This window comes from Erwinia sp. MYb416, from assembly GCF_037479575.1.
In the GTDB taxonomy this organism is placed as follows: domain Bacteria; phylum Pseudomonadota; class Gammaproteobacteria; order Enterobacterales; family Enterobacteriaceae; genus Erwinia; species Erwinia rhapontici.
In genome coordinates this window covers 1-670 of sequence record NZ_JBBGYT010000434.1, presented here as the reverse complement: position 1 = coordinate 670, position 670 = coordinate 1, and the positions used below count along the sequence as shown (strand labels likewise).

Annotated in this window: 1 protein-coding gene; it reads right to left on the bottom strand. The window is 54.2% G+C overall.

Annotated elements, in window-relative coordinates:
- Positions 1-670: DUF1176 domain-containing protein (locus WH277_RS08270; RefSeq protein WP_339505232.1), on the bottom strand; the 670-nt coding region annotated here is incomplete at both ends.

Below are 670 nucleotides of genomic sequence, written 5' to 3'. Positions count from 1 at the left end.
GGTAATGGCAGAGTCAGCTGCTTTGAGTCCTGGGGATTATTGCGCTCACTGATAAACAGCATACTGGAAGACTGATAAGCTCCCAGACCACAATTGACCAGCACCAGCGCCTGCTTGTCATTCAGTGGCTGCGCTTCACTGCGCTCACGTGCTTCTTTGTCCGGCTCACAGCTCTCTTTTGCCAGCAGCTTACTATTAGCGGCAATGGCACCATCGATAAGCGCAGCCTCATTGGTTAACGGCACGACCTTTGGCACCTGGAAGTTAAATACCGCGGGGGCAGGACGCGCGGGTACCATCGATGGTTCATTGTTGCCCACTTTCAGCAATGCCGTCTGATTTCCCAGACGCCCCTGTCGTTCGTCCACCAGCAGCAGTGCCGCATTGAGCCCGCCGAGGGAGGCAGCTTCAGAATCGGGTGTACCGGGTGTGAGCGCAATGGTCATGGCATTTTTAGTGGCCTGACCCCATTGCTGAAAATTGAGGGAAGGCTGAGACTCTGCACCAGCCTTACGCTTGATGATAATCCGCAATACCTCATCGGTATTACGCACCTCACAGTCATTGAGATTGTTGCACGTCACCTGCCAGTTTTTAAACGTCTTTTGCACCGGGGTGTTAACCCACTCTTCTGCCTGAGTACCCGCGCTTAACCCCAGCAGTACCAGCG